This window comes from Kitasatospora sp. NPDC002543, assembly GCF_053594915.1.
In genome coordinates, this window is sequence record NZ_JBSFWR010000054.1 from 17,948 (window position 1) to 32,460 (window position 14,513).

13 protein-coding genes and 2 pseudogenes are annotated in these 14,513 nt (G+C 71.0%); 6 read left to right on the forward strand and 9 right to left on the reverse strand.

What is annotated here, in order from left to right; translation table 11 throughout:
- Positions 1-31: 31 nt before the first annotated feature.
- On the forward strand, positions 32-751 hold the full coding sequence (locus ACWD4P_RS22490) for a ribonuclease H family protein (RefSeq protein WP_449780788.1): 720 nt from the start codon (positions 32-34) through the stop codon (positions 749-751).
- Between the two features lie 173 nt (positions 752-924).
- On the opposite strand, the gene ACWD4P_RS22495 is transcribed toward ACWD4P_RS22490, so the two are convergent.
- Positions 925-2,232: a hypothetical protein gene (locus tag ACWD4P_RS22495; RefSeq protein WP_449780789.1), complete on the reverse strand. Its 1,308-nt coding sequence runs from the start codon at positions 2,230-2,232 to the stop codon at positions 925-927.
- A 347-nt stretch (positions 2,233-2,579) separates the two neighbouring features.
- Between ACWD4P_RS22495 and ACWD4P_RS22500 the strand changes: the two genes are divergently transcribed.
- Positions 2,580-3,356 (forward strand): dienelactone hydrolase family protein, encoded by a 777-nt coding sequence (locus ACWD4P_RS22500; RefSeq protein ID WP_449780790.1) that lies wholly within the window; start codon positions 2,580-2,582, stop codon positions 3,354-3,356.
- Between the two features lie 320 nt (positions 3,357-3,676).
- Here ACWD4P_RS22500 and ACWD4P_RS22505 read toward each other — a convergent pair whose 3' ends face one another.
- Positions 3,677-4,192 carry a hypothetical protein gene (locus ACWD4P_RS22505; protein ID WP_359820118.1) on the reverse strand — a complete coding sequence of 172 codons (516 nt, stop codon included), beginning with the start codon at positions 4,190-4,192 and terminating at the stop codon, positions 3,677-3,679.
- Between the two features lie 406 nt (positions 4,193-4,598).
- Positions 4,599-4,835: pseudogene (locus ACWD4P_RS22510) on the reverse strand (zinc-binding dehydrogenase); the annotation flags it as partial.
- On the opposite strand from ACWD4P_RS22510, the pseudogene ACWD4P_RS22515 reads away from it, so the two are divergent.
- Both ACWD4P_RS22515 and ACWD4P_RS22520 read left to right on the forward strand, forming a co-directional pair.
- Positions 4,755-5,060, forward strand: a pseudogene (locus tag ACWD4P_RS22515) (TetR/AcrR family transcriptional regulator); the annotation flags it as partial. The pseudogenes ACWD4P_RS22510 and ACWD4P_RS22515 overlap by 81 nt on opposite strands.
- A gap of 352 nt (positions 5,061-5,412) precedes the next feature.
- Entirely contained in the window at positions 5,413-6,561 is a 1,149-nt protein-coding gene (locus ACWD4P_RS22520; protein ID WP_449780791.1) for a Tim44 domain-containing protein, read from the forward strand.
- A 131-nt stretch (positions 6,562-6,692) separates the two neighbouring features.
- Here the strand turns inward: ACWD4P_RS22520 and ACWD4P_RS22525 are convergent, their stop codons facing one another.
- Complete coding sequence (locus ACWD4P_RS22525) at positions 6,693-7,538, reverse strand: hypothetical protein (protein ID WP_449780792.1); 846 nt, start codon at positions 7,536-7,538, stop codon at positions 6,693-6,695.
- Between the two features lie 206 nt (positions 7,539-7,744).
- Between ACWD4P_RS22525 and ACWD4P_RS22530 the strand changes: the two genes are divergently transcribed.
- Positions 7,745-7,987: a hypothetical protein gene (locus ACWD4P_RS22530; RefSeq protein ID WP_449780793.1), complete on the forward strand. Its 243-nt coding sequence runs from the start codon at positions 7,745-7,747 to the stop codon at positions 7,985-7,987.
- Here the strand turns inward: ACWD4P_RS22530 and ACWD4P_RS22535 are convergent.
- The 3 genes from ACWD4P_RS22535 to ACWD4P_RS22545 form a co-directional block, all read right to left on the reverse strand.
- Positions 7,984-9,612, reverse strand: a complete 1,629-nt coding sequence (locus ACWD4P_RS22535; RefSeq protein WP_449780794.1) for an eCIS core domain-containing protein — start codon at positions 9,610-9,612, stop codon at positions 7,984-7,986. The two genes, ACWD4P_RS22530 and ACWD4P_RS22535, sit on opposite strands and share 4 nt — an antisense overlap.
- Positions 9,613-10,090: 478 nt before the next feature.
- Positions 10,091-10,675 (reverse strand): MepB family protein, encoded by a 585-nt coding sequence (locus ACWD4P_RS22540; RefSeq protein ID WP_449780795.1) that lies wholly within the window; start codon positions 10,673-10,675, stop codon positions 10,091-10,093.
- Between the two features lie 203 nt (positions 10,676-10,878).
- Entirely contained in the window at positions 10,879-11,172 is a 294-nt protein-coding gene (locus ACWD4P_RS22545) for a DUF1330 domain-containing protein (protein ID WP_449780796.1), read from the reverse strand.
- A 68-nt stretch (positions 11,173-11,240) separates the two neighbouring features.
- On the opposite strand from ACWD4P_RS22545, the gene ACWD4P_RS22550 reads away from it, so the two are divergent.
- A complete protein-coding gene (locus ACWD4P_RS22550) occupies positions 11,241-12,404 on the forward strand; it encodes a GlxA family transcriptional regulator (protein WP_449780810.1) in 1,164 nt (387 codons plus the stop codon).
- A gap of 76 nt (positions 12,405-12,480) precedes the next feature.
- On the opposite strand, the gene ACWD4P_RS22555 is transcribed toward ACWD4P_RS22550, so the two are convergent.
- Both ACWD4P_RS22555 and ACWD4P_RS22560 read right to left on the reverse strand, forming a co-directional pair.
- Positions 12,481-13,422 carry a carbohydrate ABC transporter permease gene (locus tag ACWD4P_RS22555; RefSeq protein ID WP_449780797.1) on the reverse strand — a complete coding sequence of 314 codons (942 nt, stop codon included), beginning with the start codon at positions 13,420-13,422 and terminating at the stop codon, positions 12,481-12,483.
- Positions 13,409-14,509: a carbohydrate ABC transporter permease gene (locus tag ACWD4P_RS22560; RefSeq protein WP_449780798.1), complete on the reverse strand. Its 1,101-nt coding sequence runs from the start codon at positions 14,507-14,509 to the stop codon at positions 13,409-13,411. Before ACWD4P_RS22560 ends, ACWD4P_RS22555 begins: the two co-directional genes overlap by 14 nt.
- Between the last annotated feature and the right edge of the window lie 4 nt (positions 14,510-14,513).

Here is a 14,513-nt window from a genome sequence, read left to right on the forward strand (position 1 = left end):
TCCAAGGCCCCCGACCAGGCATGATCGGGGCATGGTCGAACGAGTCATTGCAGCGTGTGACGGAGCAGCCAAGGGCAACCCCGGTCCGGCGGGCTGGGCGTACGTGGTCGCGGACGCCGCCGGGGCGCCCCAGCGCTGGCAGGCCGGCGCGCTCGGGCACAGCACCAACAACGTGGGCGAGCTGACGGCGCTGCGGGAGCTGCTCGCCTCCACGGACCCGGCGGTGCCGCTGGAGGTGCGGCTGGACAGCACCTACACCCGCGACTCGGTGACCAAGTGGCTCAAGGGCTGGAAGCGCAACGGCTGGAAGACGGCCGCGGGCAAGCCGGTCGCCAACCAGGAGCTGATCCAGGCGATCGACGCCCTGCTGGAGGGCCGGGACGTCACCTTCGTGTACGTGCCGGCCCACCAGGTCGATGGGGACCCGCTCAACGCCATCGCCGACAAGGCCGCCAGCGATGCCGCCCGCACCCAGCAGGACGCCTCCGGCACCGCCGCCGACCTGCCCGTGCCCGACCCGGCCGCCGCCACCAAGGCCCCCAGGGCGCGCGCCGGCCGGCCCGCCGCCGGTGCCGGCACCGGTTCTGGTACCGGCTCTGGCACCGCCGCCAAGCGGAGCGGCGGCTCGCGCACTCTGAACGCCCGCTTCCCCGGCACCTGCCCGTGCAGCCGCCCGTACGCCAAGGGCGACAAGATCACCAAGGTGGGCGGCTCCTGGGGCCACCCGGAGTGCGCCGCCGCCCACGCCTGACCCGGGGACGGGTACGCCGAGCGCAAGCCGACGGATACGCCGACGGATACGCCGACGGATACGCCGTCGGGTACGCCGACGCCGCCGGGTGAGCAGCTCTGCTCACCCGGCGGCGCAGGTCGGTCACCGGTGCCGGCCCGGGACCGGGGTCAGGTATCGGGCCGGGGCGGAGGTCAGACCTTGGACGGGGTGGCCCGCTGGGCGACCCGCTTGATGTCCTCGAAGGACAGGCCCATCTCGTTGTAGGCGCGCGCCATGCTCTCCGGGACGCCGAGGGCGGCGAGCTCCTTGAGCTGGGGGTCGTTCAGCGGCACCGTGGTCGGGACCAGGTCCCCCTCCGAGTCCTCGAGGTCGACGCCGCCCGCGCCGCGCGCGGTGGCCAGGCCCGCGACCGCGCCCACCAGCTGGTCGCCGGTCAGCTTGACGGCGTCGGCCGGGGCCTGGACGTTCGGGGCGGCCTGGTCGAAGGCGAGCTTCACCGGGAACTCGACGCCCGGCTCCACCGTCTCGGCCAGCTGGGCGAGGTCGAAGGTGGCGGAGGAGAAGGCGCCGTTCTTCAGGTAGAGGTCGACGCCGATCCGGCGGTCCGGCACGTCGCTCGGGGCCTGGTCCGGGAAGTCGCCCAACTGCTTGGGGAACTTGGCGGACAGCGGCTTGACGGCCTTGTACATCTCGTCCACCAGCTGCCGGGCCGGGGCACTGACCCAGAGGTGCTCGGCGCCGTCCTTCTTGCCCTTGTCCTCGTACGTGACGGTGCGGCCGAGCGCGTCCTTGATCGAGCCGAGCAGCTGGTCGGTGAACTCCGGGTCGGCGGTGGGCGCGGCGCTCGGGTCGGCCTTCCCGGCGTCGGACTGCTTCGCCTGGTCGGCGAGCGCCTGGAGGTCGAAGGAGACCCACTTGCCGTCCAGCACGTCGCCGAGCGGCTTCAGCTCGGCCGGCAGCCCGTTGCGGAGCCGGTCCACCTCGGACGGGTCCTGGCCGAGCAGCTTCACCAGGCCCTTGGTGTCGGCGTGCAGGTACCCCGTGGCCTCGACCTGGCGGTACTCCAGCAGCGCGGTGCCGCTGCGGTCGGTGAGCCGGTAGGAGACGCGCAGCGACTTGTCCAGCGCCAGGTCGGTGTTCTTGTCGCCCTTGCCGGCGTTCTTGCCGGCGTTCTTGAAGGCCTCGACCTCCTTGAGCGGCTTGTCGGCGGAGACCGCGACCGACACGGAGAGGCCGGAGACCGCCTTCGCGGTCGCCTCGTCCATCTCGTGCTCCCGGGCCGAGCCGACCAGGCCCTTGCCGACGCCGTTCTCGGTGGACCTGGCGAACGCGGCGACCTGCTCGGGAGTGGCGGCGATGGAGAGGGTGAAGCCGGCCGACTTGCCGTCACCGACCTTGTCGAAGGCCTTGGACACCTTCTGCGCGGCGGACAGCTGCTCGACGGTTCCGCAGGCGGTGAGGCCCGCGGCGAGCACGGAGGCGGTGACGGCGACGGGCATCGCCCCGCGGGCGGCCCTGCGGATGGTGGTGTTGATGGCGCGACTCCCCTTGATCGGGCCCGCTCGGTGAAGCGGGCCGGTCCCTCCCCTGCGACGCGCAACGCCACAGTGCCTATACATGTGATCACATTATCGGCAAGAGGTCACCCGGGTTTTTGGCCGGGGCTTTAGACAGATCGGCCAAAACCACGACCAACGGCCGTACCCCGCCCGGTGCGCGCTGGTCTGCCCTGCCCTGCCCTGCTCTGCCCCGCCATCTCCTGTCTTCCCGGCGGCCCGGCGTCGGCTGCTCTGCCGACGGCGAAGTCCGGCCCGCACGGGGCCCGGTCCTCACTACAGTCCGTCCCATGACGACGGTGACCACACGTACGGTCGAGTACCCGGCCGACGGACTCACGATGATCGGGCACCTCGCCCTGCCCGCAGGAACCGGCCGCCGACCGGCCGTCCTGGTCGGCCCCGAGGGGCCGGGCCTGAACGACTTCCAGCGCAGCCTGGCCGACGCCCTCGCCGAACTCGGCTACGTCGCCCTGGCCTTCGACCTCCACGGCGGACACTGGTTCACCGACCCCCAGGAGATGCTGGCCCGGGTGATGCCGCTGCTCGCCGACCCCGACCGGATGCGGGACATCGGCCACGCGGCCCTCGACGTGCTGCGCGCCGAACCCCGGACCGACCCCGAGCGGATCGCCGCCATCGGCTACGGCACCGGAGGCGCGATCGCCGTGGAACTCGGGCGCGCCGGCGTCGACCTGCGGGCGATCGGCACGGTCAACGGCCTGATCACGGGCCGCCCCGGCGAGGCGGCCCGGATCCGCTGCCCCGTCTGGGCCGGCGTCGGGTCGGAGGACCCGATCATGTCCGCCGCCCAGCGGGACGCCTTCACCGCCGAGATGCAGGCCGGCGGCGTCGACTGGCGCCTGGTGGTCTACGGCGGGGCCCAACACGCCTTCCACCACCCGACGATCGACGACCCCCGGCAGACGCTGCTCCCCGGCGTCGCCCACCACCCACGGCATGCCCGGCGCGCCTGGCAGGACGTCCTCGCCCTCCTCGCCGAGTGCCTCCCCACGTCCGGCAACCCGGCGCCGGCACCAGCCGCCGAGCCCCGCTGGGAGGCCTGACCGACCCGCGCCGACCGCCGACCCGCGCCGACCGCCGACCCGCGCGTCCGTCAGGAGGCCGGGCCGGGGGTCGAAGCGGGTGCGGCTGACGACCTGGCAGCCGTAGTGCCGACCCGCGGGCGATCACCCGCTGGCACTTGAGCCTGATCAACAGGACGTCGTCGGAAGGCGCGTCCAGGTGCCCGCCGATGCGGTGTCGGTAGTGCCACCCGTCATCACCAGGAGGGCAGGTCTCCCGGTCCTCGCGGAGAGCGTGGACCGGCGTGGTTCCGCCCTCGATCCACCAGCCGTCGAGCGTGAGAAGGCCGGGTTGCCGCGAGCTACCGTCGGCCGTGCCCGTCAGGGGCCGCGGCGAGGCGGCCGAGCATCGCCATGACGGTGATCCGCGCGTCCTTGTCGTTCGTCACCGCACAGTGGGCATCGACGACTCGCTCGTCCGGTTCCTCGTCGGGGTCGGTCAAGCCCAGGCCGATCAGGTCGACGGCGTACTCACGGCACTGGGAGTAGCCCGCAGCGGCGGTCATCGCTTCGACGTGGTCGATCCCGCCGGGATCCGTGGCCCGCAGCCGTGCCGGGGTGGGGAGCGGGCCCTCCGTCTCCTCGACCCACGCCGAGACGGCCTCTCGGGAGCAGCCCTGCTCCAGCTTCGAATCGCTTGCCGCGGTGAGCGCCAGGTGGATGATGAGCGACCCGAACCAGGCGGTGGCCTCGGCCGGAGGCGTTTCCGTGCCCGCCGGCGGCATCACGGCCCGGTACAGCCCGGCCAGGTCCCCGGTGTGCGCGGCGGCGATGACCGCCTTCACCGCGCCGCCGAGGGCGGCCTGATCGATCGTCATGTCGGTCAACCTCTCCAGAGTTGGCAGCCGCCAACCTATCGCTCCGGAGCGGAGCGCGCCTCCGTCACGAGCGGCCCGGAGGCGTCTGGCCGCAGGTCGGACCGATTTCCTGCCCCCGTTGTCCGACCACGGCGGAACGCGTTCCGGGAACCGCCCACTTCTGGCCGGATCTGCGCGGGCCCGTCGGGCGACAAGGCCGCCACGACGTTCTCCACACGGCGACTTGGACGACGAGCGCGGGGCAGGGATCCACGGTCGGAGTCGGATCGACGTCGGATCCGGCACCGACCGTGGATTCGCAGGCCGGCACGGAGATCCTCTGTGCCGCACGCCTGCCGGGTGGGCCCCGGCGGAGTCGCCGCACGGAGTGTGAGCTGCCGGGCCGTGCGACCGCGTCGGAAGCGGCTCAGATGACCAGGACTCGGCGCCCGCGCGTGTGACCGGCGTGGCTGTCGATGTGGGCTGCCGCGGCCTCGGCGAGCGGGTACGACTTCTCGACCGGGATGCGGAGCTCGCCCCGCGAGATGAGGTCGACGGCTGTGGCGAGCGCGTCCGGCACGCTCCGCTGCGCCGCGAGATCCACGCCTTGGTGCGGCATTGCACGGCCGACGGCGTCGCCCCGATCTGGCGCATGATCGACGAGTCGCCCGCCCTGCGGGAGTACGAGCAGTCGATGCGGCTGCGCCACGCGGAGTCGTTGGCGGCGGTCCTCCTCGCCGCCCCCGACCTGCCGCAGAGCGCGACGGCCTGCCGCGCGGTCGCGAGGTTCGTGGTCGACGCCTATTCGGTGGCCCGAGAGTCGGCCGATCTGCAGGCCGCGGTGGACGAGATCTTCCACATGATCGAGGCGGCCTGGAAGGCCACCTGACCGACCAGCCGGGGCCACCCCCCGTACGGGCGGAGCACAGCCGTCGTGGTCGTTTCGCGCGGTCCCGGCCCGACCACCCGTCGGACGGCCGGAGGTCCCGAATTTCCCGTACACCCCGGCTTGTACGCTTGCTCGCCTGGAAGGTCCGCGGTTCCTGGTAGGAGGTCCGGTGCGCGTCCGTCGGTGGATATGTGGGGTCGCGGGAGCAGTCGCGCTGAGCAGCCCGACGGTCGCCCATGCCCGCGGCGGGGGCGGCGGTCACGGGTTCGGGGGCGGCGGAGGCGGCGGTGGCAGCCATGGCGGTGGTGGCGGCTTCCACGGGTCGACCGGCGGCGGCTTCGGAACCGGTTTCGTGGCCGGTAGCGGTGGGCTCGTCGCCCTGCTGGTGATCGTGGCCGTGGTCCTGCTGATCCTGTGGCTCAGATCCCGGCGCCGCAAGGCGGCGATGGCGGGCGAGCTGAACACGGTCTCGGACCGCACCGCGCACCGCGCGGACGCACAGGCCCGCGAGCGCTCCGCCCAGGTCTCCGCCCGGGTCGATGCCATCGCCGACACCGACGCGACCTTCGACCGCGCGGCGCTCGAGCGCCGCGCCGTGTGGCTGTACGAGACCGCCCAGCGGGCCTGGACCGGCCACGACCACGCCACGCTGCGGCAGATCCTGTCCCCGGTGCTGTACGGCAAGTGGGCCGAGGAACTGCGCGACTACGAGTCGCGCGGCGAGGTCAACGTCGTGGAGATCGTCGAGGGTCCGGTGGTCGAGCTGGTCGACGTCGCCAACCGGGCCGGTGAGGTGAACGACACCGTCACCTTCCGGATCACCGCGACGCTCCGTGACTACGTTCGCGGCGGAGACGGCGGGCAGGCCGTGCGCAAGGACGGCTCGACGCGCCCGGTCGAGTACTGGACGCTGCGCAAGAGCGCGGCCGGCGAATGGATCGTTTCCTCGCTCGAACAGGCCGCCGAGGGCGCGCACCACCTGAGCAACGCCATCGAGACCGACGGCTGGGACCAGAAGGAGGTCGCCCGGGACGCGGTCCTCGAGGTCGCGCACAAGAGCACGGTCACCGGGGCGAGCGACGTCCTCTCCCTCACCAACATCTCGTGGAGCACGGACGCCGACACCGCGGCGGGCGATCTGAGCGTCCTCGACGGCCGGTTCGACAGGGCGGTTCTCGAGGTCGCCGTCGAGCGGTTCCTCGAGGAGTGGATCATGAACGACGGCAGCCTCGACTTCACCCCCGTCCGCACGCCCCGCCGGACCGTCCTGCGCCAGGCCGCCGTCACGTCGGTCACGGTGCGCTCGCTGGTCTCACGCGACCCGGTCGTCTTCCGCGTCGCGGTCGACGCGCAGGGCGTCTACTACGAAGTCGACCGCCGCACCGAACAGGTACTCCGCGGCGACCCGCGCAAGCGCAGGCCGCTCGCCTTCACCTTCGACCTGCGGCTGGACGACACCTCCACCAAGGCCTGGACCGTGATCGCCACCGACACGCGATAACCACACCTCCCCACCACCAGGACCACCTCCCGCGCCGACGACCCACCCCCACCCCGACCTACGGGCCACCCCCCGCACGGGCAAGGCGCACCCCTTCCCGACCTGCGCCGCAGCAACGCCTTTGCCGTTTCCTACGGATGCTTGACCTCGGGAGGGCTCTGGGACAGCTGCGTCTCGTCATGGCGGGCCTGTATGCGAGCGATGACGCGCTCCCGTCCCAGCCTCTTCGCCTGGCGGAGCTTGGCTTCGGCGACAAGCAAGGGAGCCCAGAACAACCAGCCCCACAGGCTGAAGTCCAGCACTCCACTCCACACCAGCGCCTTGTTCGTGCCGAACGATGCCGCGAACGTCAGCACGTACGCTTCGACCCGGTGTGCGAGAAGCAGGCGCAGTGGTGCGTTCCGGGCCCCCTGCAACAGCTCGACCGCCGCGGCGAGTTCAGCGGCCTGGAGGTCTTCGCCCGTGTCCTCACCGGACTCGCCACGAGCGGCTCGCTGCAGCGCGTCGGTCACCAGCACGCTCTGCGCCGCCCTGGCCGTCTGCTGAGCCTGCCCTTGAACAGCGGCCGCCTTCAGGTCGTCCCAATAGCCCCGTCCGGCCCAGCCCGTCGCATCGTCGACCTGCCGGCGCTCGGCCGACCCGGGCGGGGCCAGCTCTTCGATCCTGTCCCGCAGAGCCGCAGCACGGCGCGCCCGCCCCGGGTATTCGAAGGAGTCCGATCGAAGGCACAGCTCCAGGTACGACACCAGGAGTCCGAGGTCATCTGCTGCCAGCGCGAGGCCATCGCGATATGCGGCCTCGGCCTCGCGGTCATGGTCGTCCTCGTCTTCTGCGGCATGTGCCTGTCCGAGCCAGCGGAAGAGGACCGGATCGGGTCCGCATTCCTTGAGCCCCGCCTGTGCCGCAGCTCTCACAGCCTCATAGCCACCCACGGCGAAGAGCTCCGAGCATCTCTCCAGGTACTGCTGCCGTTCCACGTTCCCACCCCAGCCGTCCGAAGCCATCACCTTCTGATGTGATCGGTAGGCTACTCGTCGCCGACAGGGCTACTCGACGCGGAGACCGCCCGGAGCGCTCTCCGGTGGCGTCGGCGGTCACCGGCCGGGCCGGGCGGGGTGATCACGCATGGGGCAGGTGGTGGGGCGGTCCGCAGGGTGGGGATCCCCAAGGGATGGAGAGGGAGATGGCGGGTAGTCAGATAGCGCACACCGTGGTGTCCGGCCTGCTGGCGGACGGTGAGCCACCGCCTCCAGGGGAGAACCCCGGCGGGGACGGGCTGGTAGGGCTGATCATCACGGTGATGGAGTGGGTGGGCCGGCCCGCCGGCATGGTAGTGCTGGGAGTGCTGGCCTTCCTCGCCGGGGGCGCGTGGATGTGGGGCCGGGTGCCGAAGGCCGTTGGACAGGAGAGGCGCCGGGTCCGCTAGAACTCGTTGTAGCCCCGTGCGTCCATTGCCCGCTCCAGGAATCGTTCGGACAACTTGTCCACCACGTTTCCGGTGAACGGGTCGAAGGAGGCGAGGAGAATCTCCGGCAGGTTGCCGAGGACCTGGTGATCGGTGGCCATGATGTGCAGGTGGATTTGATTCGCGAAAGGACCCCGCGGCGCGGGGTCTATGGAGAATCTCGCCTGGAAGTGGTGCGGATCCTGCTGCGCCCACTGAAGGATCCGGTTCTCCCACGGGATCATCGCCGAGTTCGCGGCGTAGACGCCCGCCACGAGGTTGCCGCCCTCGGTCCGTCCGCCCAGCTGCGCGCCCCGGATGTGCAGCCACTCCCAGTTGCTCGTCAGCGGAAGGCTGGCGTTGAGGAACTTATTGGTGTACGCGGCTGCGGCCAGCGCGTTCCAGTTCCCCATCGCGGAGTCCTGGCCGTTGCCGCGGTCCACGGCCGCGATGTTCGTTCCAAGGATCCAGCCGGTCGACTCCGTCGGGCGCGTCAGGGCGCTGAACTGCCGGTGGAGGTCCTCGGCCTGGGGGCTGTTCGGGTCGATGGCAGCGAACTGCTCGTCCGACCATGTGACGTTGCCGGTCCGGACGCGGTGCGACTGCGCGTTTCGGACTTGTTCGACCAGTGAGGCGTAGAAGAGCTGCTCGCCGCCGGGAGCGGTGTAGTTGTAGTGGTTTGGTGTTTCGTTCGACATCACGCCCACGAAATGCTGATACCGGCTCTCGGTCGCGAACTGCTGGAATTGGACGTTCTCGTAGCTCCCTTGTTCCGCCGGCGGGATGCCGAGTATTTCGAACGACCTCTCCCGGCTCAGCCCGAAACTGAACATGATGCCGTTGGGGTCCGGCAGCCGTGACCCGCCTCCGGTTTGGTAGAGCTGCGGTCCGGTACGGAGAGCGGAACCGAGGAGCCCTCGGTAGGCGCGGCCCATTTCCGCTGGTTCCAGGATGTTCAGCTGCTGTTGTTGAGTGTCGTAGGCGTAGAAGGCCCCGAGCAGCGCGGCGTTCCCGGTCTGGCGGTAGGTCTCCAGTTTGTTGAAATCGACGTAGATCGCGCCCAGGTCCGGTTGGAGGCTGAGGAAGGCGTACGAGCTGTCCGGATCACCTTCGTTCTTGTAGATGCGCCTGTCGTGGTTATCCAGATACATCGCCCGCTGGATCGCGGCGCCGGGTCCAGCGGGCTCCAGGTCGGCCCTCGGCTGGTCTGTCGGTTCGGTGGTCATAAGTCGGGCCGGCGCCGGCCCGGCGAGTGCATGGGTAGCGTTCGCCTCGGCCTCGCGCTCGAACCGGTCGGAGGGGTCCGAGACGCGCGGTCCGTCGCCGTTGTCGGTGCCGGCGATGGGGCCCTGGCGCTGCTGGATGACGTGGGTGAGCTCGTGGGCGAGGGTGTGCCGGTCGTGGCCGCCGTCGCCGATGACGACGTGGCTGCCGCTGGTGTAGGCACGGGCGCCCAACTCGGCGGCGGACCTCCGGGCGGCGCTGTCGTCGTGAACCCGTACGTCGGAGAAGTCCGCGCCGAGGCGGGACTCCATGTCGGCCCGAGTGGCGCTGTTGAGGGGGCGGCCGCCTGAACGCAGGACGTCCGGCACGGCGGTGCGCTGCACAGCCGGGCCTCCTGGTTGCGGGTGCCCGTGGCCGGCACCGTGCCGGTGCGGCGCCTCGAGGTGCCCGGTCCGACGCAGGAGCCGCACCACGGCCGCGTTGCCCGCGCTCCTTTGCAGAGCGAGCAGACCCTGCGCGCCCAACAGTGGCCCTGCGGCGGGCCTTTCGCTGTGGGAGGTGGGCTGCTTCGGGTGGTCCGCAACCCTCTGCTGGTCATGGTCCTGCGCTCGCACGGGTGCTCCCGTAGTCGTGAGGCGGATCCGTGCCAAGCAAGCCACGGCCTTCTTCCGATCACACTCGCTGGGGCCACTGTGTGCCACGGTATGAACGGAACCATGCCCTTTCGGGTATAGAACTCTGCCCAATACGACGTGGGGAAGCCGAACTGGGGGCACAGCCGGGTACTGTGCGGCGTCGGCGAGGGCCGGGCGTGGCGGGGGAAGCGAGTAGGACGGTAGTAGGCGATGAGTGATGGCGGGCCTACTGGCCGGTGCCGGCACTGTCCTGCGGGTGGTAGAGCTCCTGGGCGCGAGCCAGGTTGATGGGCCCGTCCTGGTGCAGGTGCAGGAAGAAGCCCAGTTGCCACGCCTGCGTACGGCTGGCCTGGCGGTTGGTAGGAGTCGCCCAGGGCGGGTAGACGCGAAAGGCTCGCTTCCCACCTGAACCGTTCGCCGATACGACGCCGTGCCGGCGGAGCGTGTCCATGGGAAAGACGAACTGGCCGAAGTTGTGATCGTCGCGGGTGCTGATGACGAAGAGGTCGACGGGGTCTGTGGCATCGAAGGGCTGGATGGGCCCGGCCGGGGACCTCTTCCAGACGGTGACGAACTGGCCGGCCTTGGTGGGGGTCGTCCTGGCGGCGCGAAACCGAACGGCGAGGCCGTTGAGGGTGAACTCGTAGGCGGCGTACTCGGCGCTCTCGGCTTCGGGGACTGGCCGAGAGCAGGCAAATCCGCAGCGGTCGTAGACGAGCGCCTTCGCCGCGATGAGGTCTCCGTAGACCTGGGCGGTGCCCAGCCAAGGGTCCGGGTAGAGATCGGCCGAGTGGTCGCGGTTCGTTGCCATATGTCCACTCTGTCATGCCGCCCCAGCCGTCGGAGGACCCTGCCCCGCTCACCACGACTCGCGGCCGAGCCGGGGCACCTCCACGTTGGTGGAGCGGACTTGACCACGGGCCACCGCGTCGGGTTTCGGCTCGTCAGCCGTCGCCGAGCACCGTGTGTGTGCGTGTCGGGTGGCGGGTGCTCGGCGACGGCTGGGGTTGTCGATCAGTCGATGCCTTCGATGATGCGGAAGTCGCGCTGGAAGCCGTCGGGGAGGGCCGTCAGCGCTTTCTGGTAGGCCTCGCTCTCGTAGGCGGCGACCGCCTGTTCGAGGCTGTCGAACTCGATCAGGACGGCGCGGTGCGTGGTTCCGGCCTCGCGGGCGACGACTCGGGTGCCGCGGGACAGGAGGCGCCCGCCCGCGGCGCGGACGGCCTGGCCTGCCAGCTGGTCGTAGGCGGTCAGCTTCTCGAGGTCGGTGGTGGCGGGGTAGACACTGACCCAGTAGCCCTTGGCCATGGGAAACCTCCTGAGTTCGGCCGGACATGTCCGGCGTCGAATGGGTGCTCGGATCGATCGATGCCTCGATCCTTGCCGTTCGGGTCGGCCCCGGCCATGGCGGGAAGGTCAGTCTTCGATACATTCGCGCCATGTCCGTTCACCATGCCGCCCCTGGTGCGTCCGGATCCCGTGATGTGGCCGGTCGTGCCGCCGAAGCGGATCGCGTGGTACGTCCCGAACCGCGGCCCGGCGTCCACAAGGTGGTCGTCCTGGTGCTCGACGGGATCTATCCCTTCGAACTGGGCATACCTCAGCACGTCCTGGGCGCCGCCGGTGGCCGCTACGAGGTGGTGACCGCGGGCGTGGACGGGAAGCCGGTGCGCACCGTCGCGGACCTGACGGTCACCCCCGGGCACGGGCCCGAGGTGCTGGCCGAGGCGGACACCGTGATCGTCCCCGGGTACGCGATACCCCGGGGATCGGCCGCCACGACGAACGCGAAGGCCCTGGATGCGCTTTCCGGTCTGCGGCCCGGCACCCGGCTGGTGTCGATCTGCAGCGGTGCCTTCCTGCTGGCCGGTGCCGGTCTCCTCGACGGGCGTCGGGCCACCACCCACTGGGCGCTCGGCGACCGCTTCCGGGAGCAGTTCCCCCGGGTCGAGCTCGACGCCGGCGTTCTCTTCGTCGACCACGGTGACGTGTTGACCTCGGCGGGGGCGGCCAGCGGCTTCGACGTCTGCCTGCACCTGCTGCGCCAGGACCACGGCATCGAGGTCGCCAACCAGGCCGCCCGCTTCTGCGTCATGCCGCCGTACCGGGACGGTGGGCAGGCCCAGTACATCGAGCGGCCACTGCCGCCGACGGGCGCGACCGGCACCGGGCCGACCCGTGACTGGGCCCTGCTGCGGCTCGAACTTCCGCTGACGCTGGATGAGTTGGCCGAGCACGCGGCGATGAGCACCCGTACCTTCGCCCGGCGCTTCAAGGAGGAGACCGGTCTGAGCCCCGGCCGGTGGCTGACCTCGCAGCGGGTGCGGCGGGCCCGGCACCTGCTGGAGTCCAGCGATCTGCCGGTGGAACGTGTCGCCCACGAGGTCGGGTTCGCCACCGCCACCTCGTTGCGGCGGCACCTCGCGGCGGAGGCGGGAGTCGCGCCGTCGGCGTACCGCCGCACCTTCCGTGCCCCGGATCCGGCCGCCGGCGGTGCGGGCTCCGGTCCCTCCTGTAGCTTGTCGCGGAAGGTCGGGTGACAGTGGCCCGGTGTCCGTTCCGACCTGCGGGCCACCCCACCCACGACGGCCCGCACCGGACCTTCCGCGACGAGCTTCACCCCTTGGAGGAGCCCGAGTTGGCGCCGCGGACGAAGTGGCGCTGGAAGCAGAAGAACAGCACGGCCACCGGGACGGTGGAGACGAGGGCCGCCGCCAGTTTGAGCGGGTACTGGGTGCCGGAGCCGAGGCCGCCGGCGACGAAGTGGGCGAGGCCGGTGGTGAGGGTGTCGTGGTCGCTGGACTGGGTGGAGACGAGGAAGTGGGTGAACTCGTTCCAGGAGCCCTGGAAGGAGAGCACCGTGAGGGTGATCAGCGAGGGCCGGGACATGGGCAGCACGACGGACCAGAAGATCCGGAAGGTTCCGGCGCCGTCGATCCGCGCGGCCTCCTCGATCTCGCGCGGCACCGACTCGAAGAACTGCTTCATGATGAAGATCCCGGCGGCGTCGACCAGCAGGGGCAGGACCATTCCGCTGTAGGTGTCGAACATGCCGAAGCTCTTCAGCACCAGGAACTTCGGGATCAGCAGCACCACGCCGGGCACGGCCATCACGGCCAGGACGAAGGCGAAGAGCAGCCGGCGGCCGGGGAACCTGATCCGGGCCAGCGCGTAGCCCGCCATCGAGTCGAACAGCACCCGGCCGGCCGTGACCAGGACGGTCACCACCACGCTGTTGCCCAGCCAGCGCAGGAACGGGACGTTCTCCACGCCGTCGGCCAGGCCGAACAGCCGCCGGTAGGAGGCGAGGGTGCCGCCGTCCGGCAGCAGGGACATCGGGTGGGCGGCCGCGTCCGGGTCGGTCTTGACGCTGTTCACCAGCTGCAGCAGGAACGGCAGCAGGTAGAGCAGCGCGAAGCCGGCCAGCGCCGCGTAGCCGAGGTACCGCAGCGGTCGGGGGAAGCGGCCGAGGACCGGCCGCTCCTCGGCCCGCGGGCCGGCAGCACGCGGGGCATCGGTACCCGGGGCATCGGCACGCGGGGTGTCAGTGCGCGGCACGGCGGGCTCCCTTCCGGCCGCCTCGCGGCTTGCCGTCCCGTTCCCGCAGCACCCACCGCTGGGCGGCGGTGAGCAGCAGGATCAGGCCGAGCAGGACGAACGCGATGGCGGCGCCCTGCCCGTAGTCGGCGTTGTCGAAGCCGGCCGAGTAGGACAGGTAGGCGGGGGTGAGGGTGGTGTTGCCGGGGGCGCCCTTGCCCATCACGTAGATCTGGTCGAAGACCTGCCAGGTGGAGATCAGCCCGAGGGTGAGGACCAGGAACAGGACGGGCCGCAGCGCGGGCAGGGTGACGTAGCGCAGCAGTTGGCGGCGGTTGACGCCGTCCAGGGCGGCGGCTTCCTCCAGTTCGCGCGGGATGTCCTGGAGGGCGGCGAGGAAGATCAGCATGAAGGTGCCGGAGGTGGTCCAGACCGCCATCAGGATCAGGGTGCACATGGCGACGGAGGGGCCGGCGAACCACTCGGACCACGAGAGTCCGAGCGGCCCGCCCGGGCCGGGGGCGGGCTGGTCGACGCCGAGCCGGCCGAGGACCAGCCAGACCAGTCCGCGTGGGTCGGCGAACCAGTTCGGCCCCTGGACGCCGAGCCGGCCGAGTATCCGGTTGACGGCGCCGCTGCCCTGGAAGAGGAACAGGAAGACCGTGGAGACGGCGATCGAGCTGGTGACGGACGGGAAGTAGAACACCGTGCGCAGGGCGCCGCGGCCGCGCAGCAGCCGCTGGTTGACGGTGATGGCGAGGACGAGGGCCAGCGCCGTCTGGAGCGGGACGGTCAGCAGGACGTAGTAGAGGGTGTTGCGCATCGAGGTGGCGAAGAGCGTGCGGTCCAGGCCGTCCTCGGCGAACAGCCGCCGGTAGTTGTCCAGGCCGACGAAGTCCGCGCTGCCGCTGAAGGGGTCGGACTGCCCGTCCCAGTGCAGCAGGCTGACCCACAGGGCCATCGCGATGGGCAGGACCAGGAAGAGGCCGAGGACGAGGACCATGGGGCCGGTGAACAGCCAGCCCCAGGCCCCTTCGCGCAGGCCGCGCCCGGTGCGGGTGCGGGTGGTGAGTGTGCGGGTGGCCCGTATGGCCCGTATGGTGCCCATGGTG

What these genes read in the sequence shown, in the direction of transcription:
- ACWD4P_RS22490 (WP_449780788.1), top strand. Translation starts at nt 32, where the DNA reads ATGGTCGAACGAGTCATTGCAGCGTGTGACGGAGCAGCCAAGGGCAAC.
- ACWD4P_RS22495 (WP_449780789.1), bottom strand. Translation starts at nt 2,232, where the DNA reads ATGCCCGTCGCCGTCACCGCCTCCGTGCTCGCCGCGGGCCTCACCGCC.
- ACWD4P_RS22500 (WP_449780790.1), top strand. Translation starts at nt 2,580, where the DNA reads ATGACGACGGTGACCACACGTACGGTCGAGTACCCGGCCGACGGACTC.
- ACWD4P_RS22505 (WP_359820118.1), bottom strand. Translation starts at nt 4,192, where the DNA reads ATGACGATCGATCAGGCCGCCCTCGGCGGCGCGGTGAAGGCGGTCATC.
- ACWD4P_RS22530 (WP_449780793.1), top strand. Translation starts at nt 7,745, where the DNA reads ATGGCGGGTAGTCAGATAGCGCACACCGTGGTGTCCGGCCTGCTGGCG.
- ACWD4P_RS22540 (WP_449780795.1), bottom strand. Translation starts at nt 10,675, where the DNA reads ATGGCAACGAACCGCGACCACTCGGCCGATCTCTACCCGGACCCTTGG.
- ACWD4P_RS22545 (WP_449780796.1), bottom strand. Translation starts at nt 11,172, where the DNA reads ATGGCCAAGGGCTACTGGGTCAGTGTCTACCCCGCCACCACCGACCTC.
- ACWD4P_RS22560 (WP_449780798.1), bottom strand. Translation starts at nt 14,509, where the DNA reads ATGGGCACCATACGGGCCATACGGGCCACCCGCACACTCACCACCCGC.